The 22,216-nt window shown below is 60.6% G+C and carries 20 protein-coding genes and 2 pseudogenes; 7 read left to right on the top strand and 15 right to left on the bottom strand.

The window, feature by feature from the left end; all coding sequences use genetic code 11:
- Positions 1-8 precede the first annotated feature (8 nt).
- Both FX982_RS12550 and FX982_RS12545 read right to left on the bottom strand, forming a co-directional pair.
- Positions 9-1,631: a methyl-accepting chemotaxis protein gene (locus tag FX982_RS12550; protein ID WP_172610906.1), complete on the bottom strand. Its 1,623-nt coding sequence runs from the start codon at positions 1,629-1,631 to the stop codon at positions 9-11.
- 340 nt (positions 1,632-1,971) lie between these two features.
- Complete coding sequence (locus FX982_RS12545) at positions 1,972-2,733, bottom strand: tellurite resistance TerB family protein (protein WP_172610904.1); 762 nt, start codon at positions 2,731-2,733, stop codon at positions 1,972-1,974.
- Between the two features lie 261 nt (positions 2,734-2,994).
- Between FX982_RS12545 and ydcS the strand changes: the two genes are divergently transcribed.
- From ydcS to FX982_RS12520, 6 genes and pseudogenes are all read left to right on the top strand, one after another.
- Positions 2,995-4,146, top strand: a complete 1,152-nt coding sequence (gene ydcS, locus FX982_RS12540) for a putative ABC transporter substrate-binding protein YdcS (protein WP_172610902.1) — start codon at positions 2,995-2,997, stop codon at positions 4,144-4,146.
- A 3-nt stretch (positions 4,147-4,149) separates the two neighbouring features.
- Positions 4,150-5,187: an ABC transporter ATP-binding protein gene (locus FX982_RS12535; protein WP_172610900.1), complete on the top strand. Its 1,038-nt coding sequence runs from the start codon at positions 4,150-4,152 to the stop codon at positions 5,185-5,187.
- Between the two features lies 1 nt (position 5,188).
- Positions 5,189-6,139 carry an ABC transporter permease gene (locus FX982_RS12530; RefSeq protein ID WP_172610898.1) on the top strand — a complete coding sequence of 317 codons (951 nt, stop codon included), beginning with the start codon at positions 5,189-5,191 and terminating at the stop codon, positions 6,137-6,139.
- Positions 6,129-6,938 carry an ABC transporter permease gene (locus FX982_RS12525; protein ID WP_172610896.1) on the top strand — a complete coding sequence of 270 codons (810 nt, stop codon included), beginning with the start codon at positions 6,129-6,131 and terminating at the stop codon, positions 6,936-6,938. The genes FX982_RS12530 and FX982_RS12525 overlap by 11 nt, the downstream gene beginning before the upstream one ends.
- A gap of 86 nt (positions 6,939-7,024) precedes the next feature.
- Positions 7,025-7,120 (top strand): annotated as a pseudogene (locus FX982_RS24790) (type II toxin-antitoxin system HicA family toxin); the annotation flags it as partial.
- On the top strand, positions 7,117-7,443 hold the full coding sequence (locus FX982_RS12520; RefSeq protein WP_172610895.1) for a type II toxin-antitoxin system HicB family antitoxin: 327 nt from the start codon (positions 7,117-7,119) through the stop codon (positions 7,441-7,443). The pseudogene FX982_RS24790 and the gene FX982_RS12520, both read left to right, overlap by 4 nt.
- Before the next feature lie 49 nt (positions 7,444-7,492).
- On the opposite strand, the gene FX982_RS12515 is transcribed toward FX982_RS12520, so the two are convergent.
- The 3 genes from FX982_RS12515 to FX982_RS12505 form a co-directional block, all read right to left on the bottom strand.
- Positions 7,493-8,599 carry an NADH:flavin oxidoreductase/NADH oxidase gene (locus tag FX982_RS12515; protein WP_172610893.1) on the bottom strand — a complete coding sequence of 369 codons (1,107 nt, stop codon included), beginning with the start codon at positions 8,597-8,599 and terminating at the stop codon, positions 7,493-7,495.
- A 300-nt stretch (positions 8,600-8,899) separates the two neighbouring features.
- A complete protein-coding gene (recJ, locus tag FX982_RS12510) occupies positions 8,900-10,609 on the bottom strand; it encodes a single-stranded-DNA-specific exonuclease RecJ (RefSeq protein WP_172610891.1) in 1,710 nt (569 codons plus the stop codon).
- Positions 10,610-10,710: 101 nt separating this feature from the next.
- Positions 10,711-11,253 carry a YaeQ family protein gene (locus tag FX982_RS12505; RefSeq protein ID WP_065989944.1) on the bottom strand — a complete coding sequence of 181 codons (543 nt, stop codon included), beginning with the start codon at positions 11,251-11,253 and terminating at the stop codon, positions 10,711-10,713.
- A 238-nt stretch (positions 11,254-11,491) separates the two neighbouring features.
- On the opposite strand from FX982_RS12505, the gene FX982_RS12500 reads away from it, so the two are divergent.
- Positions 11,492-12,349 (top strand): TIGR02285 family protein, encoded by an 858-nt coding sequence (locus FX982_RS12500; protein ID WP_172610889.1) that lies wholly within the window; start codon positions 11,492-11,494, stop codon positions 12,347-12,349.
- A gap of 193 nt (positions 12,350-12,542) precedes the next feature.
- Here the strand turns inward: FX982_RS12500 and FX982_RS12495 are convergent, their stop codons facing one another.
- From FX982_RS12495 to rpsP, 10 genes and pseudogenes are all read right to left on the bottom strand, one after another.
- Positions 12,543-12,839, bottom strand: a complete 297-nt coding sequence (locus FX982_RS12495; protein WP_122535073.1) for a DUF3509 domain-containing protein — start codon at positions 12,837-12,839, stop codon at positions 12,543-12,545.
- A 213-nt stretch (positions 12,840-13,052) separates the two neighbouring features.
- Positions 13,053-15,137 (bottom strand): annotated as a pseudogene (locus FX982_RS12490) (transporter substrate-binding domain-containing protein); the annotation flags it as partial.
- A 159-nt stretch (positions 15,138-15,296) separates the two neighbouring features.
- The gene (thrC, locus tag FX982_RS12485; protein ID WP_172610887.1) at positions 15,297-16,706 is read right to left on the bottom strand and encodes a threonine synthase; all 1,410 of its coding nucleotides are present in this window, start codon (positions 16,704-16,706) and stop codon (positions 15,297-15,299) included.
- Positions 16,707-16,856: 150 nt separating this feature from the next.
- Positions 16,857-18,161 (bottom strand): homoserine dehydrogenase, encoded by a 1,305-nt coding sequence (locus tag FX982_RS12480; protein WP_172610885.1) that lies wholly within the window; start codon positions 18,159-18,161, stop codon positions 16,857-16,859.
- Between the two features lie 132 nt (positions 18,162-18,293).
- Entirely contained in the window at positions 18,294-19,034 is a 741-nt protein-coding gene (dsbC, locus tag FX982_RS12475) for a bifunctional protein-disulfide isomerase/oxidoreductase DsbC (protein ID WP_122535070.1), read from the bottom strand.
- 167 nt (positions 19,035-19,201) lie between these two features.
- Complete coding sequence (xerD, locus tag FX982_RS12470; RefSeq protein WP_172610883.1) at positions 19,202-20,098, bottom strand: site-specific tyrosine recombinase XerD; 897 nt, start codon at positions 20,096-20,098, stop codon at positions 19,202-19,204.
- A 129-nt stretch (positions 20,099-20,227) separates the two neighbouring features.
- Positions 20,228-20,578, bottom strand: a complete 351-nt coding sequence (gene rplS / locus FX982_RS12465; RefSeq protein ID WP_037012438.1) for a 50S ribosomal protein L19 — start codon at positions 20,576-20,578, stop codon at positions 20,228-20,230.
- 43 nt (positions 20,579-20,621) lie between these two features.
- Positions 20,622-21,374 carry a tRNA (guanosine(37)-N1)-methyltransferase TrmD gene (gene trmD, locus FX982_RS12460; RefSeq protein ID WP_172610881.1) on the bottom strand — a complete coding sequence of 251 codons (753 nt, stop codon included), beginning with the start codon at positions 21,372-21,374 and terminating at the stop codon, positions 20,622-20,624.
- 3 nt (positions 21,375-21,377) lie between these two features.
- Positions 21,378-21,914: a ribosome maturation factor RimM gene (gene rimM, locus FX982_RS12455; RefSeq protein ID WP_037012440.1), complete on the bottom strand. Its 537-nt coding sequence runs from the start codon at positions 21,912-21,914 to the stop codon at positions 21,378-21,380.
- Positions 21,915-21,919: 5 nt separating this feature from the next.
- Positions 21,920-22,171: a 30S ribosomal protein S16 gene (rpsP, locus tag FX982_RS12450; RefSeq protein ID WP_037012442.1), complete on the bottom strand. Its 252-nt coding sequence runs from the start codon at positions 22,169-22,171 to the stop codon at positions 21,920-21,922.
- Between the last annotated feature and the right edge of the window lie 45 nt (positions 22,172-22,216).

The following is a 22,216-nucleotide window of genomic DNA, read 5'->3' as shown; positions in this document are numbered from 1 at the left end:
GGCCTGGCTCAGACCTTGAAACGCGAAACGCCGCTACGCAGCCCCACCGCCACCTGACTCAGTTCATCAATGGCGAAGCTGGCCTGACGCAGGGATTCCACAGTCTGACTGCTGGCATCGCCCAGCTGCACCAGCGCCTGGTTGATCTGTTCGGCGCCCGTGGCCTGGGCCTGCATGCCTTCGTTGACCATCAACACACGCGGCGCCAAGGCCTGCACTTGATGGATGATCTGCGAAAGCTGCTCGCCGACCTGGGTCACTTCGTACATGCCACGACGCACTTCTTCGGAAAACTTGTCCATGCCCATGACGCCCGCCGACACCGCCGACTGGATCTCGCGAACCATTTGCTCGATATCGTAAGTGGCAACGGCGGTCTGGTCGGCCAGGCGGCGGACTTCGGTGGCGACCACGGCGAAACCACGGCCGTATTCACCGGCTTTTTCCGCTTCGATCGCGGCGTTGAGCGACAGCAGGTTCGTCTGGTCGGCGACTTTGACGATGGTCACCACAACCTGATTGATGTTGCCGGCCTTCTCATTGAGGATCGCCAGCTTGGAGTTGACCAGATCGGCCGCGCCCATGACCGAGTGCATGGTTTCTTCCATGCGCGCCAGGCCTTGCTGACCGGAGCCCGCCAGGACCGAAGCCTGATCCGCCGCCGACGTCACTTCGGTCATGGTGCGCACCAGATCCCGGGACGTCGCGGCAATCTCGCGGGACGTAGCGCCGATTTCCGTGGTGGTCGCGGCGGTCTCGGTGGCGGTTGCCTGTTGCTGCTTGGAGGTGGCGGCGATCTCGGTCACCGAGGTGGTCACCTGAATCGACGAGCGCTGGGCCTGGGACACTAACGCGGCCAGTTCGGCGACCATGTCGTTGAAACCGGTCTGCACCGATCCGAACTCATCGTTGCGGTCCAGCGCCAGTCGTGTGCTCAGGTCGCCAGTGCGCATGGTGTCGAGGATCTGCACGATGCGATTCATCGGCGCCAGAATCGCGCGCATCAGCAACAGACCGCACGCGGCGGCCGCCAGCAATGCGATGATCAGCGAGATACCGAGGGTGATTTTGGCGCTGGAAACAGCGGCCTGGATGGCGTCGGATGCCTTGTCGGCGACCACCTTGTTCTTGGCGCCGAGTGCGTTGAGCTGTTTGCGACCCTCAAACCACGCGGGCGTAAGTTGCTCGGTGAACATCCGTTGGGCCAGCGCGTAGTTATCGCCCTGGTAAGCCGCTAGCACCCCGTTGAGTACCAGTTGGTAGCGTTCGCGCAATTGCAGAAACTGGGCGAAGTCGTTGCGATCCGATTCGTCGAAGATGCTTTTCTGGTAATTGACGATCTGCGCCTGCAGGCGATCTTCGAATTCTTTGTACTGGTCTTCTTCAGCGCTGGTGAGGTCGCGACCCGCGCCTTCAACCAGCAGATGCTGGGTGGCTACGTAGCTTTCAACCCAGGCGCCGCGCACGGTGCTGCTGTAGAAAACGCCGGGGAGCGCGTCCAGCCTCACCGCGTCTCCGCTGTTTTCGATGACCAACAGGCGATTGAAAGCCGCAACCACCATCAACAGCATGATGGCGATGATGACAGCGAAGCTCGCCAAAATCCGTTGACGCAACGTCCAGTTCTTCACAGTCAGCCCTCAAGGGTTCAACGCCGGCATGACCGGGTTCAAGAAGCGGACCGACGAACGGTCCAAAACGAGCGGGAGTATAGCTTAGTGACTTCCCAATAAACGGGCCGTTTCCGACAAGGAAAACGCCATATCGCACAGCCAGATCGGAAGTGTCTTACACGCTATCGGCTTGATGTGGCGTTGCTTGATGGTACGAATGCGTTGAAGGCGGATGTATGAATGGGACTTTTGGAGTGCGGGAGAGGAATGCGGGTCAGTCTCCAATGATTATGGGGGCTGACCCGGGGGACTTGCAGGCACTCAGTTTTTTGTAACCGATGCGGCAGAGACTGACCGCTTACGGCTGCGCCTGCCGAACCTGATGCTCAAGCTCGGTTTTGAGCGCCGGATCGAGTTTCAACTGCTTGGCGAGTTCGTCCAGGTAAGCACGCTCCATGAAGTGTTCTTCGTCGACCATCATCACACTGGCCAGGTACATCTCGGCGGCGATTTCCGGGGTTCGCGCTGCGCGGGCCACGTCGGCAGGGTCCAGCGGTTTGTTGAGTTCAGCGTGCAGCCATTGCTGCAGTTCGTTGTCGCCGGTGATGCGGGTGAATTCGCCTTCGATGAGTTCGCGTTCACGCTCGTCGACATGCCCGTCCGACTTGGCCGCTGCCACCAGCGCCCGCAAGATGGCCTCGCTGTGCTGTTCGACCTGGGCCGGGGGCACGCGGTCCACGGTTTGCGGCTCAGCCGGTTGCGCCACACCCTGACTCGCCTGCCAGTTGCCGTAGGCCTTGTAGGCCAGCACGCCCAGGGCCGCGAGCCCGCCGTAGGTGAGCGCTTTGCCACCCAGCTTGCGTGCGCCTTTGTTGCCCATCAGCAAGCCCATCGCGCCTGCCGCCAATGCACCGCCACCGGCACCGGAGAGCAGCCCGCCCAGCCCACCGCCCAAATTCCCGCCCATGCCACTGCCCAACTTGCCGCCGCTGACTTTTCCAAGCAGATCACCTAGACCGCCCTGCCCGTTGTTGCCGCTCTTGTCGTGGGCGCCGGCCTTGTTTTGCAGCAGGTCCTGGCCGGATTTCAAGAGTTGATCGAGTAAACCACGAGTGTTCATGACTTCACCTTTAGAAGAGGGACAGACGATTCGACCCGCAGGTTAAGACGAAGGCACCTGCGCCCGTTGGGCCGGTTTGCTTCTGAATGTTGCGGCGGCCGGGTGTCCTGCGCCGGGTGACGAAGGGTTTTCACTGAAGCGCCTCAGCCTGCTGGAATGGGCTCGGTATTTGCTGCATCAAAGTTTGTCGAGGATCGAACTGGGCACTACGCTCTGCACCACCGATCTCTGCCCAAACAACCACCAAGAGGCAACCCCACCATGTCCGTGCACAAGACCGCGATTCTGAGCGCCGTGATCAGCGCCCTATTCACCAGTGGTGCGGTGCAGGCCGCTGAAGCACTCACGGCAGTGGGCGATGGCGAGGGACAACTGGATATCGTGGCGTGGCCGGGGTATATCGAGCGCGGCGAAAGCGACAAGGCCTACGACTGGGTGACCGGCTTCGAACAGGAGACTGGCTGCAAGGTCAACGTCAAGACCGCCGCGACCTCCGACGAGATGGTCAGCCTGATGACCAAGGGCGGCTATGACCTGGTCACCGCCTCGGGAGACGCGTCCTTGCGCCTGATCGCCGGCAAGCGGGTGCAGCCCATCGACCCCACGCTGATCCCGAACTGGAAAACCCTCGACCCGCGCCTGAAAGACGGGCCCTGGTACACAGTCGAGAACAAAACGTACGGCACGCCCTACCAGTGGGGCCCGAACGTGCTGATGTACAACACCAACGTATTCAAGACGCCGCCGGTGAGCTGGAGCGTGGTGTTCGAGCCACAGGATTTGCCCGACGGCAAAACGAACAAGGGTCGGGTCCAGGCTTACGACGGGCCGATCTACATCGCCGACGCCGCGCTGTATCTGAAGACCGCCAAGCCGGAATTGAACATTGTCGACCCTTACCAGCTCACCGAGACCCAGTACAAAGCCGTGCTCGACCTGCTTCGCGCCCAGCAGCCGCTGGTTCATCGCTACTGGCATGACGCGACGGTGCAGATGAGCGACGTGAAAAACGAAGGCGTGGCGGCGTCCAGTTCGTGGGGTTACATGGTCAACGGGCTGGTCGCCGACAAGCAGCCCGTCGCCTCGACCATCCCCCAGGAAGGCGCCACCGGCTGGGCCGATACGACGATGTTGCACGCCGAGGCCAAACACCCCAACTGCGCCTACAAATGGATGAACTGGTCGCTGCAACCGAAAGTTCAGGGCGACGTTGCGGCCTGGTTCGGCTCCCTGCCGGTGGTGCCTGAAGCGTGCAAGGGCAACGAACTGCTGGGCGCCGAGGGCTGCGAGACCAACGGATTCGACCTGTTCGACAAGATCGCCTTCTGGAAAACACCCCAGGCCGAGGGCGGCAAATACGTGCCGTATAGCCGCTGGACTCAGGATTACATTGCGATCATGGGTGGGCGTTAGGCGATGACTCACGCTGTCCAGTTCACTCAGGTCTCTCGGCTGTTCGGCGCGGTGAAAGCCGTGGACCGGGTGTCCATCGATATCGAGGACGGCGAGTTCTTTTCCATGCTCGGCCCCTCGGGCTCCGGCAAGACCACCTGCCTGCGCCTGATCGCCGGCTTCGAGCAACCCAGCGCCGGCTCGATCCGCATTCATGGCCAGGAAGCGGCCGGGTTGCCGCCCTATCAGCGTGACGTCAACACCGTGTTTCAGGACTACGCGTTGTTCCCGCACATGAACGTACGGGACAACGTCGCCTACGGCCTGAAAGTCAAAGGCGTCGGCAAGGCCGAACGAATCAAGCGGGCCGACGAGGCCCTGAACATGGTCGCGCTCGATGGCTATGGTGCGCGCAAACCCGTGCAACTGTCCGGCGGCCAGCGCCAGCGTGTGGCCCTGGCGCGCGCGCTGGTCAATCGGCCGCGGGTGCTCCTGCTCGACGAACCCCTCGGCGCCCTCGACCTGAAGTTGCGCGAACAAATGCAGAGCGAGCTGAAGAAACTGCAGCGCCAGCTGGGCATCACGTTCATCTTCGTCACCCACGACCAGACCGAAGCGCTGTCGATGTCGGACCGGGTCGCGGTGTTCAATAAGGGCCGTATCGAACAAGTTGATACGCCGCGCAATCTGTACATGAAACCAGCGACGACCTTTGTGGCGGAATTCGTGGGCACCTCCAACGTTGTGCGCGGCGAACTGGCCCAGGCGTTGAGCGGCAGCCCGGGCGCGTTTTCCATTCGGCCGGAGCATATTCGGTTTGCCGAGGGCGTTGGGGCGAGCCACGAGGTTCAGGTCAGCGGCGTGCTGCACGACGTTCAATATCAGGGCAGTGCCACCCGCTACGAGGTCAAACTGGACAACGGCCAGACGCTCACAGTCAGCCAGGCCAACGATCAGTGGCTGGACACCGGCGCGCGCTACCCGTCGGGGCAACGCGTTACCGTTCGCTGGGCGCGGGAGGCGATGGTTGCGCTGCATGACGCGCCGGGCGAGGCGCATTGAGATGGTTCAGACGTTCACTGGCTCGGCGCCGACGCAACGGCAATCGCCACTCCGGCGTTTTTCCGGCCTGCTGTATCGACGCCCGAATCTGTACCTGTCGCTTCTGCTGATCCCGCCGCTGCTCTGGTTTGGCGCGATTTACCTCGGCTCGCTGCTGGGCCTGTTGTGGCAAGGCCTCTATACCTTCGACGACTTCAGCATGACCGTGACGCCGGACCTGACCCTGGCTAACGTCGGCGCGCTGTTCAACCCGGCCAACTTCGACGTCATCCGGCGCACCCTGACCATGGCGGTCGCGGTGTCCATCGCCAGCGCGGTCGTCGCCTTCCCCATCGCGTACTACATGGCGCGCTACACCACCGGCAAAACCAAGGCGTTTTTCTACATCGCGGTGATGATGCCGATGTGGGCCAGTTACATCGTCAAGGCATACGCATGGACACTGCTGCTCGCCAAGGGCGGCGTCGCGCAATGGTTCGTACAGCATCTGGGGTTGGCGCCGGTGTTGCAGTGGCTGTTGAGCGTGCCCGGCGTCGGCGGCAGCACGTTATCGACCTCGCACCTGGGGCGCTTTCTGGTGTTCGTCTACATTTGGCTGCCGTTCATGATCCTGCCGATTCAGGCCTCCCTCGAACGCCTGCCGCCTTCACTGCTGCACGCCTCCGCCGACCTCGGCGCCACGCCTCGGCAGACGTTCACGCACGTGATTCTGCCGATGTCGGTGCCGGGCATTGCGGCGGGCTCGATCTTCACGTTTTCGCTGACGCTGGGGGATTTCATCGTGCCGCAACTGATCGGCCCGCCGGGCTACTTCATTGGCAGCATGGTGTACGCCCAGCAAGGCGCCATCGGCAACATGCCCATGGCGGCGGCGTTCACGCTGGTGCCTATTGTGCTGATCGCGGTCTATCTCGCTATCGTCAAACGACTGGGGGCTTTCGATGCACTCTGAAAAAGCGTCGTGGGGCCTGAAGATCGCCGCCTGGGGCGGACTGGTGTTTCTGCACTTTCCGATCCTGATCATCTTCGTCTACGCCTTCAACACCGAAGACGCCGCTTTCAGTTTCCCGCCGAAAGGCTTCACCCTGAAGTGGATCAGCGTGGCGTTCGCGCGGCCTGACGTGCTGGAGTCGATCAAGCTGTCGCTGCAAATCGCCTGCGCTGCCACGCTGATCGCACTGATGCTCGGCACGCTGGCGTCGGCGGCGTTGTACAGAAGGGACTTCTTCGGCAAGGACGGCATTTCGCTGATGCTGATTCTGCCCATCGCCCTGCCCGGCATCATCACCGGGCTGGCCTTGTTGTCGGCATTCAAGACCCTGGGGATCGAGCCGGGCCTGTTCACCATCATTGTCGGCCACGCGACCTTCTGTGTGGTGATCGTCTACAACAACGTCATCGCCCGCCTGCGCCGCACGTCCCACAGCCTGATCGAAGCGTCGATGGACCTCGGCGCCGACGGCTGGCAGACATTCCGCTACATCATCATGCCCAACCTTGGCTCGGCGCTGCTGGCCGGCGGCATGCTGGCGTTTGCCCTGTCGTTCGACGAAATCATCGTCACCACCTTCACCGCCGGGCATGAGCGCACGCTGCCCCTCTGGCTGCTCAACCAACTCAGCCGCCCACGGGACGTGCCGGTGACCAATGTGGTGGCGATGCTCGTAATGATGGTGACCATGCTGCCGATCCTCGGCGCGTACTACCTGACTCGGGGCGGGGAAAGCGTGGCGGGGAGTGGGGGCAAGTGAGGGTATCGATAGATTCGGAAGGCAGAGCGTTGACCCGTCCCCTTTTCCTACAGCATGTCCCTAGGCGGAGGCTTGTCAGTATCATGTTTACCTTCCACCGCCCGCATCCAGATAAGAAGGCGAAACCCTACCAGGTTCGAGACGCGCGAGTGTTCCTTGAGCACGCAGGAGTCAACCCATGAACATCATGAATTACAAAGGCTACTCAGCCCGGATCAATTACAGCGATGAGGACGGCCTGTTCGTAGGTCATGTAGCGGGCGTCAAAGGCGTGATTGGCTTTCACGGCCAGTCGGTACAGGAGCTTCGCGCAGCCTTCGAGGAGGCGGTAGACGATTATCTGGACGTCTGCAAACGCTTGGGGCGCGAACCTCAAAAAACCTACTCCGGGAAGCTGAGCTTACGGCTGGAACCTGAGTTGCATGCGAGCGTGGCGTCACAGGCGGAGTTGGCACACAAAAGTATCAACCAATGGGTCAGTGACCTGCTTCGGCAAGCCATCTGACCCTATATCTATCAGAGAAGAGCCTATACAGGCGTCCCGAGGCTGCGCCTCAATCCCGCAAATCCGACTCATGAATCGGCTGGTCGCGGTGCGTTGCACGCTGGTATTGCGCAGGCCATGTGGCCTGGCGTCCACCGAGGGCTTCGTCGGCCTGCAGCGGCCAGTACGGATCGCGCAGCAGCTCACGGGCGAGGAAAATCAGGTCGGCTTGACCCGTCCGCAGAATGGTGTCGGCCTGGGTGGGTTCGGTGATCATGCCCACGGTGCCGGTGGCAATGCCGGATTCACTGCGCACTCGAGCGGCGAACTCGGTTTGATAACCCGGGCCCACTGGAATCTCGGCTTTGGCTGCAGTACCGCCGGAAGACACGTCAACCAGATCGACGTCCAACTCTTTCAGGCGCTTGGCCAGTTCGACGGTTTCATCCGCGTTCCACCCCCCCTCCACCCAATCGGTGGCCGAGACACGCACGAACACCGGCAGCTCCGCGGGCCAGACTTCACGCACGGCTTTGGTGATTTCCAGGGTCAGACGAATGCGGTTTTCGAAGGAGCCACCGTATTGATCCTGACGCTGGTTGCTCAGCGGCGACAGGAACTGATGCAGCAGATAACCGTGGGCAGCGTGGATTTCGACCACTTTGAAACCTGCGGTCAAGGCACGTTTGGCACCGTCAGCGAAGGCTTTGATGACCTCCTGAATCTGGGCTTCATCCAGCGCAGTGGGCGTGGTGTAACTCGGATCGAAAGCGATGTCCGACGGACCCCAGGTCGCCCAGCCGCCCTGGTCGGCAGGGATAGCGCCGCTCTGGCTCACCCACGGACGCCATGTGCTGGCCTTGCGTCCGGCATGGGACAGCTGAATACCGGCCACCGCGCCTTGCGCCTCGATGAAGCGAGTAATGCGTTGCAGCGGTGCGATCTGCTCGTCGTTCCAGATGCCGAGGTCTTCCGGAGTGATACGACCGTCCTGGGTAACTGCCGCCGCTTCGGTAAAGATCAGCCCGGCGCCGCCAACCGCGCGGCTGCCCAGATGGACCAGATGCCAGTCGTTGGCCAGGCCCTCGGCGCAGGAGTACTGACACATTGGCGAAACCACAATGCGATTGCGCAGTGTCAGTTGGCGAAGGGTATAGGGTTCAAGCAGCAGGCTCATAGGGACCTCTCAGATCGTGTGGCAGGTTCCATAGGTTGCGAACCTTGAGCCTAGTCGACAACCCGAGAGAAGTGAGGGTTCAGTCGTTTACCGGCTGAAGCCGGTCCTGCTGACACACCCCGTGCACCTGTAGGACTGGCTTTGGCCGGAAAAGGCGTCGGGGGTCGCGCTGCGAAACTGAGGGTGCTCAAACAGGCCTCTTCCCGGCTAAAGCCGGTCCCACTAAAAAGCAACGCGTGCACCCGTGGAACCGGCTTTAGCCGGGAAAGCGTCAGTAGCACACCGCACGTTGATCGGGGCTCAGCGTGGTGAGAGGTGAACCACCATCAATTGCACGGTTTCGTTGCCGCGAAATTCGTTCAGGTCCAACTTGTACGCCAGCTCGACCCAGCGCACCGTCGGGTTGGGCCATACCTCGCGATCGACGCTGAAGGCGATGCCTTCAAGCTTCACGCTGCCGCACTCGGTCTTGAGTACCATCTTCAGATGACGCTCGCCGACCACTCGCTGCTCCACCAGCTGAAACACGCCATGGAACAACGGTTCGGGAAAATGCTGTCCCCATGGGCCGGCGTTGCGCAGGGCACGGGCCAGTTCCAGATGAAATTCTTCCACCGCCAGGGTGCCGTCGGACAACAGCCGGCCGGTCAGGTCCTCTTCCTTGAGCTGGCGGCGAACCTCGGTGTCGAAGGCCTCGGCAAATGCCGGGAAGTTGCCCTCCGGCAGCGACAGCCCGGCCGCCATCGCGTGGCCGCCGAACTTGCTGATCAGCTCGGGATGCCTCGCCGCCACGGCATCGAGTGCATCGCGGATGTGAAAGCCCGGCACCGAACGCGCCGAGCCTTTCAGCACCCCCTCGCCGGCGCTGGCGAATGCAATGGTCGGGCGGTGATAACGCTCTTTCATGCGCGAGGCCAGAATGCCGATCACGCCCTGGTGCCACTCGGGCTCGAACAGACACAGCCCGAACGGCATCGACTCCAGCGGCAGGTCCTTGAGCTGGGCCAGCGCTTCTCGTTGCATGCCCTGTTCGATGGATTTGCGGTCCTGATTGAGCTCGTCAAGGCGCACGGCCATTTCCCGCGCCTCGGTCTCGTCATCACACAGCAGGCATTCGATGCCCAGGCTCATGTCATCCAGACGCCCGGCGGCGTTCAGGCGCGGGCCGATGATGAAGCCCAGGTCGGTGGAGGTGATCCGCGAGGCCTCGCGACGGGCCACTTCGAGAATGGCGCGCAACCCCGGACGCGCACGCCCGGCGCGGATGCGCATCAATCCCTGGTGCACCAGAATCCGATTGTTGGCATCCAGCGGCACCACGTCAGCGACGCTACCCAGCGCCACCAGATCCAGCAACTCGCCCAGATTGGGTTGAGCGCGGCCCTCGAACCAGCCGATGTCTCGCAGTCGCGCGCGCAAGGCCATCAACACATAAAAGATCACGCCGACACCGGCCAGCGACTTGCTCGGGAACGTGCAGCCGGGCTGGTTCGGGTTGACGATGGCGTCGGCCGCCGGCAATTCGTGACCAGGCAAATGATGGTCGGTGACCAATACCTGCAAGCCTGCTGCTTTCGCTGCCGCCACACCTTCGACGCTGGAAATGCCGTTGTCCACGGTCATCAACAGCTCGGGCTGGCGCTCAAGCGCGACCTGAACGATTTCCGGTGTCAGGCCGTAACCGAATTCGAAACGGTTTGGCACCAGGTAGTCCACATGCGCCGCACCCAGCAGGCGCAGGCCCAACACGCCGACCGTGCTGGCCGTCGCGCCGTCGGCATCGAAGTCTCCGACGATGAGGATGCGCTGACGCTGCTGAAAGGCCGTCACCAGCAGATCGACGGCGGCGTCGATGCCTTTGAGCTGTTGATAGGGGATCAACCGGGCTAGGCCCTTGTCGAGCTCTGCCTCCGAGGCCACACCGCGTGCTGCGTACAACCGGGTGAGCAAGGGCGGCAGATCGCCAAGAAAAGGCAAGGTGTCAGGTAACTCGCGTGGTTCGATGCGCATTCAGGTTCCGCTGGGATTCTCGTTGGGACTGGCAGGAGGTAGCGATGCCGTCGCGATGCCTTGGCAACAGCATTGCGAGGCCGTCGCGGTGCAGGCGTGAATCAGCCCCGCTCGCCTGCCAGCCACTGCAATTGCACTTCGTGCTGGCCGCGATCATCGGTGACGAAGATCGTGCCTTCGCTGATCATCACGTCCCACTTGATCACCCGAGGCATGTCTTTGGACAGGACTTCCAGCGCTTCTTGGGGGACCGACGCGATGTTGACGTTCTTCAGTGTCTTGATCGCCGGGATGACCTTGCCTTCCCACACCCGCAGACTGCCGTAGGCCAGCAGGCTGGTGCGTTCGGTGCGGCGCGAGCACCAGGTCAGGCGGTCGGCATCAGGCTGGCCCACTTCGATCCAGTGCAGAACGCGATCGTCCAGACTCTTTTCCCACAAGGCAGGTTCGTCGACGTCGGACAGACCCCGGCCGAACGACAGGTGCTCGTTGTACCAGAAGGCGTAGGCCAGCAGGCGCACGGTCATGCGCTCTTCGGTTTCCGAAGGATGACGGGCGATGGTCTGCTTGACGGTTTCATAGACACCGCGATCAAGGTCGGTGAGATTGAGTTCGAACTTGTAGGTCGTGGACGGCTGGGCCATGAACGGGCTTCTAGAGAGACGGGAAAGGCGGCAAGTCTACCCGATGCAGCCCCGTTGAACGACCGAACTCGATGAGCGATGCGGGTCGCCCTTCGAATGGGGGATGGGGCACAACATTCGCGAGGGGTTACTCAAGCCCGTACGACATGTGTTAAATAAATGAAGCACATCACCGATTCCTTGCTGCGAGACGCTGTCGATGAGGGTCAACGGTTCCATGCATGACACCGGTTCCCGAATGCGCGCCTTGCTGATCGTCGCGCTGTTCGCCTGCCTGCCCGCTACCGCGTCGGCGCGTGAAACGCTGATCTGGCTGCTGCGCGATTTCCCGCCCCTGACCATATTTTCCGGCCCACTCGCGGGCCAGGGGGCCATCGACAAGCTGATGCCCGAGCTGACGGCACGGATGCCGGAATACGATCATCAGATCATGCACGTCAACCGCGCGCGCGGAACGCAGATGCTCAATGACCCCGATGTGTTCGCCTGCGACCCCACCCTGCTATGGACGCCGGAGCGGGACAAAACCATTCTGTTTTCCATCCCTGCGTACGCCACGCCCAGTAATGGCGTGACCATCGAACGCAGGCGTCAGGCATTCTTCGCGGCGTTCATGGATGCCGACGGGCGTCTGGACCTTGCCGCCTTGCTGGCCAGCGACAGCGTCGATGTCGGCATCGTCGGTGGACGCAGTTACGGCCCGGTCATCGACAAAGTGCTGCGCGAGACCACTCACCCCAATCGACTGATCCTGCACTACGGCAACGCGGCGGTCGGCAGCATGCTGGAGATGGAACGACTGGATCGCTTTCAGGCGATCATCAGTTACTGGCCGGAGGCGCGCTTTCACGCCCAGCAACAAGGCATCCCCCTGGAGGACCTGGAGTTTCTGCCGGTCAAGGGCGTGCCCAAATACCAGTTCGCTCACATTGCCTGTTCAAAAACAGACAAGGGACGCGCGGCGATGGACATCATCAACCGGGAAATGCGCGTGCTGCGAGTGACGCGACTGATCGGGTTTTATGCGGAGTGGATGGTCAAGAAGGAGGAGTATCTTCGCGACGCCCAGACGTTCTTCGAGGAGCCGCCGAATTGACGCGGGGTAAACCGCTGTCTGGCGCGAAAAGCCGAATTTCAGACAAAAGAAACCCCGAGCAGCGGGGAGACTGCTCGGGGTCAACCGCGGTCCATCTTGGACCGGCACGGCAGGCAGCATGAACACCGGAGCACAATGCCTGCGCCTACCGTAACTGATAGGAGCCTACTGAATTGAGAAGGTTCCCCGCAGCTCAGACAAAAGGTCGAGCTGCAGCATAAGCGGCGGACTGCGAAACATTGCGCAAGGCGGCGATTACGCAAGGCTCGATGCGCCCTTCTGCCACCATCAAGTCACGGTGCAGACCATCTACCACGTCCGTCAGCTGACGCTTGTCGCCCAATTGCGATGCAGAGAAAACACGTTCGATTACCATCGCACCCGCTGGATTTTTCAGCGTCACCAGGCGCTCGCCCAGGATACCGGCAGGGCCAATATTCACCTGATAAGGGGACAGCGCTTCGCTCAGTAGCAAGCTGATATTTTCCATCCGGATCACCACTCAACAGTTTGAATGCAAAGGTGCTAACCAATGACCATTGGCAGCAGTGAAAAGTTCGAGAGCCGGAATGCGCGAACTCAAGCGCACCTGATTCCGGCAGTCTGATCCCCGAGCATGCCTGCCGATTGTGACAGGCGGAATTCACTCCTCCGGAGCCTTTGCCTGCCCTATGCCGTCGAGCAGCGCGCGCAACTGCCCTGCCGCCTCCTCCGCTGCCGTGCGCGCGTCACGCAACTCAGACTCAAGGCGCTTGCGCTCGCTGATGTCGATCCAGCCGCCGAGCAAACCATGCAACTGACCGTCGCCGCGGTGGTAGGGCACCGCCCATTGCCAGGCATGGATCTGTCGCCCGGCAAGCGTAAGGGTGCGCTCGGTAAATGCGGGCTGCTGCGTGTCCAGCAGCTTCATGTAATCAGCGTGCATTTGCTCGGCGAGGTCGCCAGGAACGAGATCGACATCGATCAGGCGCCGTCCCTGCAGTTGCTCGTAACCGATGCCAAAGCTTTCCTCATAACTGCGATTGCAGGCAATCAGCCGCCCCTGAAGATCACGTACGTAAATCGGGTTCGGGATGCTGTTGAGCAGCGTGCGTTTGAAGGCCAACTGATCACCCAGCTGTTCTTCCGCGCGCTGGCGTTGGTGAATTTGAAATTTCAGACGGCTGCTCCAGGCCAGAGACACAATGCCCAGCAGCAGCGAAACGCTCATGACCCAGTAAATCCACGCCGGTATACGATTCCAGACCGAGGGTGGAACGGCGCCCGCGCCAAGCCATTTGAGGCGGATCGCACGCATTTCAGCCACAGGAAATTCTTCCAGCGCCTTGTTCAGAATGCTGAGCAATTCGGGATGGGTCTTGACCACGGAAAATCTGTCCGGCGACCACAGGCCTTCGACGCTGCGCCCCACTTTCAGTTCGCCAGGAGAGATCCATGCACCCGCCTCGTTCTGCAGCGTTGCGTCCGCCTCGCCCTCCTCGACCAACTGTCGCGCCTCAGCATAAGTGGGCACAAGCCGCAAGCGGATGTCGGGATAGCGCTTCTGGATGAACTCCAGCAACGCATGCTGCGCAGGAAGTGCCAGCACCTTGCCGGCCATGTCCGACAATTGCAGGGACGCGTCGCTGTCGGCGCGCAACAGAAATACCCAGCTGTTGCCGCCGAAGGCATAGGTGAAATCCAGCAGCTTCTTGCGCGCCGGGTTTTCGGCCAGCGTGGTGTTCATGTGTGCACCGCCGTCTGCCAATGTCTCCAGCAGCGCATGGGTGGAAGCCGCGTCCTCGTACACGAACTGCAGTCCGGTCAGACGCGAAATGCGCGACAGCAGATCGACGTTCAACCCCACCCATCGCCCTCGAGCGTCTTTGTAGACATACGGAGGGTGCTGGGTTGACGCCACGATGACCCGCGGATGCTTGCGAATCCATAGCTGTTCGCCGGCGCTGAAACTGACTTGCCGATGATCCGGATCTGCGCCGAGGCCAACGGTCCATCGCCCGTGGATTTCACGGTTCAGTGATTCATCCATGTCCGCCAGGGCAAGGCCAAAAAGCTGCAGCAGCTTTGGCTCCTGTTCACGAAATGCGAAGGAAAATCCCACGGGCGGCAACAGACTGTCGAACTTGATCTGTAACCCAAGATAGGGCCGCAACACGCTGTAGGACTGGACCATCAGCTCATTCGCGATCAGTGCGTCGGCATCCTCGTGAGCCAGTGCCTCCATGGCGCTGTAAAGCGTGGGGGCAAGCACGATCTCGCTTTTGGGGTAGGTTCGCTGCACCACTGCAGCATCGGCATAGCCATCCAGCAATAGCACGCGCTTGTTCTCGAGCGATGGCTTGAGGCCAATGTCGTTGCCGCGTCCGACCACCACCGCACGGTCCGGCACGTATTCAGGCGTGAACGCCAGCCCGGCTGTGTTTCGCTCGAACCCGCTGGCGCTGGTCAGCACGTCGATTTCTCCGGCCAGCAACGCGTCCACCGCGTGTGCACGCTTGGCAAACCCTTGCACATGGGTGGGAATCCCCAACCGGGCAGTGACCACGCTGAGGTAATCCGCACTGATGCCCTGATACCGATTACGGTCGGCGGTGATGTCGACGGGCTCGTGATCGGCGACGGAAATACCGACCCGAAGCACTTTTCGTGCGTCCAGCCATTGGCGGTCCGCGTCATCAAGCGCCAACGGCTGTTGCGCAAGGAATGGCGCGCCCAAAGCGAAAGGCAGGTTTTCAGAGGTATGGCCGACGCGGCTGTAGAGACACACAAGCAGGAGCACCGCCCACAGCGCCGGTCCGAAATCAAGGTGACGGCCGTTGAATACCGTTGAGTAAAAATGTTTAACAACCACAGGCTTATCCGAGAATTAAAATTCTTCGGAAGTGTGGCACGCAGAAAAAACAAGGCCCGCTGCGAGGCGGGCCTTAGTTGTTACACGACGATACCGTCAGAGAGGTTTGCCACGATTACCGTGCTGGCTGACAAAGGCCTGTACGGCCTTGAGATCATTTGGCAGGACAGTGCAGCGTTCGTCTCGCTCAAACAAATCAGACAAATGTGCAGGCAGCTCGAGCGCTTTTCCTACACCGGCTTTTAGCACGGCGTCCGGGAACTTGACCGGATGCGCTGTGCCCAGAATCACCATCGGCGTGTCCAGACTGCGGCGGCAGTCCCGCGCGGCTTTTACGCCGATCGCGGTGTGCGGATCCAGCAACTCGCCGGTGCTGGCGAACACTTCAGCGATGGTTTTGCAGGTGTCTTCGTCACTGACCGCCAGGGAATCAAACAGCTTGCGGGTCTCGGTCCACCGCTCTTCCTCGACGCTGAAACCGCCGCCCTGCCTGAAGTTGGCCATGAGCTCGGCAATCGCGCCGCCGTTGCGACCATGCATGTCGAACAGCAGACGCTCGAAGTTGGACGACACCATGATGTCCATCGACGGCGACAGCGTGGCGTGCAGGGTTTCCTTGACGTACTGATTGCCGCTCATGAAGCGATGCAGGATGTCGTTGCGGTTGGTGGCAACCACTAGTTGGCTGATCGGCAAGCCCATGTTGCGGGCCAGGTAACCGGCGAAGATGTCGCCGAAGTTGCCGGTCGGCACGGAGAACGCCACCGAACGCGCCGGACCACCCAGCTGCAGGGCCGCGTGGAAGTAGTAGACGATCTGGGCCATGATCCGCGCCCAGTTGATCGAGTTCACCGCCACCAGACGCGTGCCCTTGAGGAAGCCCTGATCAGCGAAGCTGTTCTTGACCATTTCCTGGCAGTCGTCGAAGTTGCCTTCGATCGCGATGTTATGGATGTTCTCACCGAAGATGGTGGTCATCTGGCGGCGCTGAACATCGGACACGCGGTTGTTCGGGTGCAGGATGAAGATGTCGACGTTATCGCAACGACGGCAGCCTTCGATGGCGGCCGAGCCAGTGTCACCCGAGGTGGCGCCGATGATGACCACGCGTTCGCCGCGCTTTTCGAGCACGTAATCCAGCAGACGACCCAGCAGTTGCAGGGCGAAATCCTTGAACGCCAGGGTCGGGCCGTGAAACAGCTCCAATACCCACTCGTTGCCGTTCAGCTGGCGCAGCGGCGCCACCGCAGTGTGGGAGAAAACGCCGTAGGTTTCTTCGAGAATCTTTTTGAAATCCGCGTCGGGGATGCTGCCCGTCACGAACGGACGCATCACGCGAAAAGCCAGCTCGTGATAAGGCAGTCCGGCCCAGGACGCGATCTCTTCCTGAGTAAAGCGCGGCAGGTTTTCCGGCACATACAGACCGCCATCGCTTGCCAGACCGGTCAGCAGCACGTCTTCGAAATTCAGGGCCGGTGCCTGGCCGCGGGTACTGATATAGCGCATTGTTCAAACCTTCGGTTTGGGCGGCAAGCTCCGAGAGGCGAGCTGCAAGTCAAAACGCTTTGTGTTTGACCTACAGCCCGGGGCTCGAGGCTCATCGCGATATAAGTTTGCTGTTAAGTGCAGCTTGCCGCTTAACGCTTGCGGCTCGTCTCAGTTCAGATGCTCGACGCGGATGCGCACAACCGGACCGGCGACATCTTCGAGCGCCTCCAACGCTTCGATCGCATCGTTCATGCGTTTCTCGACCACGCGGTGGGTCAGCAGAATCATCGGCACCAGGCCGTCATGTTCTTCGACTTCTTTCTGCATGATCGATTCGATGTTGATGCCACGCTCGGACAGGATACTCGCCACCTGCGCCAGCACGCCGGGATGATCCTTGGCCTGAATGCGCAGGTAGTAGGCGCTTTCGCACGCGTCGATCGGCAGGATCGGGTGGGCCGACAGCGAATCGGGCTGAAAGGCCAGATGCGGGACGCGATTTTCAGGGTCGGTGGTCAGGGCACGGACCACGTCGACCAGATCGGCCACGACGGACGAAGCGGTGGGCTCCATGCCGGCACCTGCGCCGTAGAACAATGTCGAGCCGGCCGCGTCGCCGTTGACCATCACGGCGTTCATCACACCGTTGACGTTGGCGATCAGGCGATCCGCCGGGATCAGGGTCGGGTGCACCCGCAGCTCGATACCGCTCGGCGTGCTGCGGGCGACGCCCAGGTGTTTGATCCGGTAGCCCAGCGCTTCGGCGTAATTGACGTCGGCGGTGGTCAGCCTGGTGATGCCTTCGGTGTAGGCCTTGTCGAACTGCAGCGGGATGCCAAAGGCGATGGACGCCAGAATCGTCAGCTTATGCGCCGCGTCGATGCCTTCGACGTCGAAGGTCGGATCGGCTTCTGCATAGCCCAGCGCCTGCGCTTCAGCGAGGACGTCCGGGAAGGTGCGGCCTTTTTCGCGCATCTCGGTGAGGATGAAGTTGCCGGTGCCGTTGATGATGCCGGCGACCCAGTTGATGCGGTTGGCAGACAGGCCTTCACGAATGGCCTTGATCACCGGAATACCGCCTGCCACCGCCGCTTCGAAAGCCACGATGACGCCCTTCTCCCGGGCCTTGGCGAAAATCTCGTTGCCGTGCACGGCGATCAGCGCCTTGTTGGCGGTGACCACATGCTTGCCGTTTTCGATGGCTTTGAGCACCAGTTCGCGGGCGATGGTATAGCCGCCGATCAGCTCGATGACGATGTCGATTTCAGGGTTGCTCGCCACGTCGAATACGTCGGTCGTGGTCGGGGTACCGGTAATCTGGCAATTGGGGTTTGGTGTACGCATGGCAATTTGCGCCACTTCGATTCCACGCCCGGCACGGCGGGCAATTTCCTCGGCGTTACGCTTTAGCACATTGAAGGTACCGCCACCGACAGTACCCAGCCCACAGATGCCTACTTTGACCGGTTTCACTATGAACTCCCCATAAAACGGCCGACGCAAGGCCGGCCGTGGAATCAGCCGCATTCAGCACGGCTCGCTATTGATGAAGCGCTGGTGACAGGCCGCTTCAGTGTTGACCGCAGGAGGCTGCCATAAACGAAATTACTTGGCACTCAGCGCCAGTTTGGCCACTTGCGGCGCTGGCTGATAGCCCGGAATCAGCTGACCGTCAGCCAACACGATGGCCGGTGTGCCGTTCACGCCGATGGACTGGCCGATCTCGAACTGCTTGGTGACCGGGTTGTCGCACTTGGGCGCCTGAATATTCTTGCCATCGACCATGCGGTCCATGGCACCGCGGCGGTCCTTGGAGCACCAGACTGCCTGGAGTTGCTCGTCGCCCGGCGAACCCAGGCCCTGACGCGGGAACGCCACATAACGCACTTCAATGCCGCGCTTGTTCAGCTCCGGCACTTCGGCGTGCAGTTTGTGGCAGTACGGGCAGGTGGTGTCGGTGAACACCGTGATATGGGATTTGGTCTCGCCCACGGCGGGGTAGACGACCATCTCGGCGGCAGGAATGCCATTGATGGTCTTGGAAATCGCCTGACGCTCAACCTTTTCGGTCAGGTTGACCGGCTTGCCGGCCTGCATCTGGTACAGGTTGCCCTGCATCACGAACTGGCCGTCGCCGCTGGCATACAGCACACGACCGCCTTTCAGATTGACTTCGTAGAGGCCGTTCAGCGGACTGCTGGAAATGCTCTCGACGGGAATTTCCAGATTGAGCGATTCCAGGGTCTTGCGAATGGCTTTGTCAGACGCCTCGTCGGCGTGGGCAAAAAGGCTGAAAGAGCTGGCCAGCGCTACAACGGCAGCACCGAGAAAACGAGTGACGCGCATGAAAACTCCTCGAGCGGTGAGCAGACGGGCCGGGCTGAAAACGGGTGGCAAAAAAGCACCGGGATGTTTTCAGGGCCCTGATCTGCGAAACCGGCAAAGCCTATCACATAAGGCTCGCGAGGCCGACGCTCGCTGATGTAAGACAGGTCGTAAATTCATGAAGTCCGCTACCCCCTCGGGTGGTGCTTCGCATGCATGTCCTGCAACCGCGCGCGGGCGACGTGGGTGTAGATTTGCGTCGTCGACAGGTCGCTGTGGCCGAGGAGCATCTGCACGACGCGCAGGTCGGCGCCGTGGTTAAGCAGGTGGGTGGCGAAGGCGTGACGCAGGGTGTGAGGGGAAAGGGATTTGCCGATGCCGGCGACTTTGGCCTGATGCTTGATGCGGTGCCAGAAGGTCTGGCGGGTCATCTGCTCACCGCGCTGGCTGGGAAACAGCACATCGCTGGGCCGACCATTGAGCAACTCATGGCGAGCGTCGCGCATGTAGCGCTCAACCCAGACGATCGATTCCTCCCCCATCGGCACCAGACGCTCCTTGCTGCCCTTGCCCATGATGCGCAAGACGCCCTGGCGCAAGTTGACCTGCTCCAGCGTCAGGCTGATCAGTTCGGTTACCCGCAGTCCGCAGGCATAGAGCACTTCCAGCATGGCCCGGTCGCGCTGACCGATGGCGTCGCTCAGGTCCGGCGCGGCCAGCAATGCTTCAACGTCGGCTTCGGACAAGGATTTGGGCAGTGGCTTACCCAACTGCGGCATGTCGACCTGCAACGTCGGGTCGACCGCGATCAGCTTCTCCCTAAGGAGGTAGCGATAGAAGCCGCGCACACCGGAAAGCAGTCGCGCCGTCGAGCGAGGTTTGTAGCCATTGTCGACCCGCCACCCCAGGTGGTCGAGAATCGCTTCCCGACTGACACTCATCAGGTCCACGCCTTTTTCCTGCAACCAGCCGTTGAACAATGCAAGGTCACTGCGATAGGCATCGCGCGTATTGTCCGACAGCCCTTTCTCCAGCCACAGGGCGTCGAGGAAGCGGTCGATCATGGGATGGTCAATGGCGGGCATGGGTTCTGACTTGAGTGGTGAAAAGCGAGGGGGAGTTTTTCATACCTGCGAATGCGGGACAAAACCCAATGCCAGAAAGCAAAAAAGCAGCCCGTAGGCTGCTTTTTCATTCGCATGGGAAGACTGGGATTAAACCAGTTTTTCCTTGATGCGAGCTGCTTTACCGGACAGGTCACGCAGGTAGTACAGCTTGGCCTTGCGAACGTCGCCGCGACGTTTCACAGCCATGCTGTCGATTTGCGGGCTGTAGGTCTGGAAAGTACGTTCAACGCCAACACCGTTGGAGATTTTACGAACAGTGAAAGCACTGTTCACACCACGGTTACGCTTGGCGATAACAACGCCTTCGAACGCCTGCAGACGAGCGCGGTCGCCTTCCTTCACTTTCACCTGAACGACAATGGTGTCGCCCGGGGCAAAGGGAGGGATCTCTTTGGTCATCTGCTCTGCTTCGAGTGCAAGGATGATTTTGTTAGTCATGCTGTGCTCCTAAGGTAAACCGGTTGGATTTACCATCGATACGTTAACTATCGTCCCGCTCGCGGAGGTATTCCGCCAGCAGCTTCTTCTCTTCTCCAGAAAGCGAGCGGCTTTCCAGAAGATCGGCGCGTCGTTCATAGGTCCGCCCAAGGGACTGCTGTAAACGCCAACGCCGGATGTGTGCGTGATTGCCACTAAGCAATACGTCGGGAACACGCTGATCCGCATACACCTCCGGTCGGGTGTAATGCGGGCAATCCAGCAGACCATCCGTGAAGGAATCTTCCTCCGCGGAATCTACATGCCCTAAAGCTCCAGGCAGCAGTCGCGTAACCGCATCTATCAGGACCATGGCCGGCAGCTCACCGCCAGATAACACATAGTCGCCAATCGACCACTCTTCATCGACATGAGCTTCAATGAAACGCTCGTCGACGCCTTCATAACGACCGGCAATCAGGATAAGTGCTTCTTCCTGCGCCAGTTCGCGTACCGCAGACTGATCCAGCTTGCGGCCTTGTGGCGACAGGTAAATCACCTTCGCCGCATCCCCCGCCGCCTGCCTGGCCTGAGCCAGAGCATCTTCGAGGGGCTTGATCTTCATCACCATGCCAGGGCCACCGCCAAACGGGCGATCGTCTACAGTGTGATGTCGATCAGTGGTGTAGTCCCGCGGATTCCAACAGGTGAGCTGCAACAGCTCCTGTTTCACCGCACGGCTGGTAATGCCGTATTCGCTGATGGCGGAAAACATCTCGGGAAACAGCGTGATGACGTCTATGCGCAGGCTGGCCATTGCTTAGAAATCCGCGTCCCATTCCACCTTCATCTCGCCTGCAACCAGATCAACTGCCAACACGCATTGCTCCGTATAGGGCAAAAGGCGTTCACGATCGTCCAGACTGCCTGCGCAGGGTTTGACCACCATTACATCGTTGGCGCCGGTTTCCAGAAGATGATCGACCTTCCCGAGCAACTGCCCAAGACCGTCAATGACCTTCAGACCTTCAAGCTGATACCAGTAGTATTCGCCGTCGGTCAGTTCAGGGAACAGGTTGCGTGGCACACAGATCTCGTAACCGGCCAGAAGACGAGCTTCTTCACGATCATCAAGACCCTTGAGCTTGGCGACCAGGAACTTGTCGTTCCCGCGTCCACTGACCAGCTCGACCTGTTTCACATTCCCTTCGCGCTTGAGCGTCCAGGTTTTGTACTGCAACAGGTTTTCGGTTGGATCAGTAAAGGAATACACCTTCACTTCGCCGCGAACGCCGTGTACCGAATAAATCTTGCCGATGACGATCAGATCGTCGGCGGAAGCTGGCGTCGCGTTCATATTGCTCAGGCCGCAGCCTTGGCAGATTCCTTCAACAGCGAAGCAACACGCTCAGAAGGTTGTGCACCAACGCTCAGCCAGTAGGCCAGACGCTCTTGGTTCACGGACAGACGGATTTCCTGACCACGGGCAACCGGGTTGAAGAAACCGATTTGTTCCTTGTGGGAACCGTCACGTGGGTTGCGGCTGTCAGTGACAGTCAGGTGGTAGAACGGGCGCTTTTTAGAGCCGCCAAGGGCAAGACGGATTGTTAGCATTGAACAATTTTCCTGTAGTCGGTGCTGCAAATCTAAGATGCACAG

This window comes from Pseudomonas graminis, assembly GCF_013201545.1.
GTDB lineage: Bacteria > Pseudomonadota > Gammaproteobacteria > Pseudomonadales > Pseudomonadaceae > Aquipseudomonas.
This window is presented reverse-complemented; position numbering and strand designations above follow the sequence as displayed.

Bases quoted from the DNA above. Each gene is read 5' to 3' on its own strand.
- recJ (WP_172610891.1), bottom strand. From the start codon at position 10,609: ATGCGCATCGAACCACGCGAGTTACCTGACACCTTGCCTTTTCTTGGC.
- trmD (WP_172610881.1), bottom strand. From the start codon at position 21,374: ATGGCCAGCCTGCGCATAGACGTCATCACGCTGTTTCCCGAGATGTTT.
- dsbC (WP_122535070.1), bottom strand. From the start codon at position 19,034: ATGCGCGTCACTCGTTTTCTCGGTGCTGCCGTTGTAGCGCTGGCCAGC.
- FX982_RS12515 (WP_172610893.1), bottom strand. From the start codon at position 8,599: ATGAGCCTGCTGCTTGAACCCTATACCCTTCGCCAACTGACACTGCGC.
- rplS (WP_037012438.1), bottom strand. From the start codon at position 20,578: ATGACTAACAAAATCATCCTTGCACTCGAAGCAGAGCAGATGACCAAA.
- FX982_RS12525 (WP_172610896.1), top strand. From the start codon at position 6,129: ATGCACTCTGAAAAAGCGTCGTGGGGCCTGAAGATCGCCGCCTGGGGC.
- FX982_RS12530 (WP_172610898.1), top strand. From the start codon at position 5,189: ATGGTTCAGACGTTCACTGGCTCGGCGCCGACGCAACGGCAATCGCCA.
- rpsP (WP_037012442.1), bottom strand. From the start codon at position 22,171: ATGCTAACAATCCGTCTTGCCCTTGGCGGCTCTAAAAAGCGCCCGTTC.
- FX982_RS12535 (WP_172610900.1), top strand. From the start codon at position 4,150: ATGACTCACGCTGTCCAGTTCACTCAGGTCTCTCGGCTGTTCGGCGCG.
- FX982_RS12545 (WP_172610904.1), bottom strand. From the start codon at position 2,733: ATGAACACTCGTGGTTTACTCGATCAACTCTTGAAATCCGGCCAGGAC.
- FX982_RS12500 (WP_172610889.1), top strand. From the start codon at position 11,492: ATGCGCGCCTTGCTGATCGTCGCGCTGTTCGCCTGCCTGCCCGCTACC.
- FX982_RS12495 (WP_122535073.1), bottom strand. From the start codon at position 12,839: ATGGAAAATATCAGCTTGCTACTGAGCGAAGCGCTGTCCCCTTATCAG.
- FX982_RS12505 (WP_065989944.1), bottom strand. From the start codon at position 11,253: ATGGCCCAGCCGTCCACGACCTACAAGTTCGAACTCAATCTCACCGAC.
- ydcS (WP_172610902.1), top strand. From the start codon at position 2,995: ATGTCCGTGCACAAGACCGCGATTCTGAGCGCCGTGATCAGCGCCCTA.
- thrC (WP_172610887.1), bottom strand. From the start codon at position 16,706: ATGCGCTATATCAGTACCCGCGGCCAGGCACCGGCCCTGAATTTCGAA.
- xerD (WP_172610883.1), bottom strand. From the start codon at position 20,098: ATGCCCGCCATTGACCATCCCATGATCGACCGCTTCCTCGACGCCCTG.
- rimM (WP_037012440.1), bottom strand. From the start codon at position 21,914: ATGAACGCGACGCCAGCTTCCGCCGACGATCTGATCGTCATCGGCAAG.
- FX982_RS12520 (WP_172610895.1), top strand. From the start codon at position 7,117: ATGAACATCATGAATTACAAAGGCTACTCAGCCCGGATCAATTACAGC.